Origin of the sequence: Streptomyces sp. RP5T (assembly GCF_003933965.1) — a bacterium.
Classification (GTDB): Bacteria; Actinomycetota; Actinomycetes; order Streptomycetales; family Streptomycetaceae; genus Streptomyces.
Genome location: NZ_RSAJ01001284.1, coordinates 1 through 459, shown reverse-complemented (window position 1 = coordinate 459; position 459 = coordinate 1). Strand labels below are relative to the sequence as shown.

The 459-nt window shown below is 72.3% G+C and carries 1 protein-coding gene; it reads right to left on the bottom strand.

The window, feature by feature from the left end; translation table 11 throughout:
* A partial coding sequence (locus tag EHS43_RS45850; RefSeq protein WP_148104400.1) for an ATP-binding cassette domain-containing protein occupies positions 1-459 on the bottom strand: 459 nt, incomplete at both ends.

Here is a 459-nt window from a genome sequence, read left to right as displayed (position 1 = left end):
GGCTCTCGGTGATCTCGACGGACAGCTCGGCGACCGCCTGGTCCTCGATGCGGCGCGGCTGGGGTATGCCGATCGTCCACTCCTGGGCGATGCGGCCGGGCCGCGACGACAGGAGGACCACGCGCTGGGCGAGCCGCACCGCCTCGCGCACGTTGTGCGTGACGAACAGGACGCAGACCCCCGTCTCCTGCCAGACCCGGGTGAGCTCGTCGTGCAGCACGTCGCGGGTGATGGCGTCGAGCGCGGCGAACGGCTCGTCCATCAGCAGGACGTCGGAGTCCTGGGCGAGTGCGCGGGCGAGCGCGACCCGCTGGCGCATCCCCCCGGACAGCTCGTGCACCCGCTTGCGGTGCGCCCCGCCGAGGCGTAAGAGTTCGAGCAGCCGCTCGGCCTCCGCACGTCGCTCCGCGCGCTTCACACCGCGGAGCCGCAGGGTGAGTTCGATGTTCTTTCCCGCGG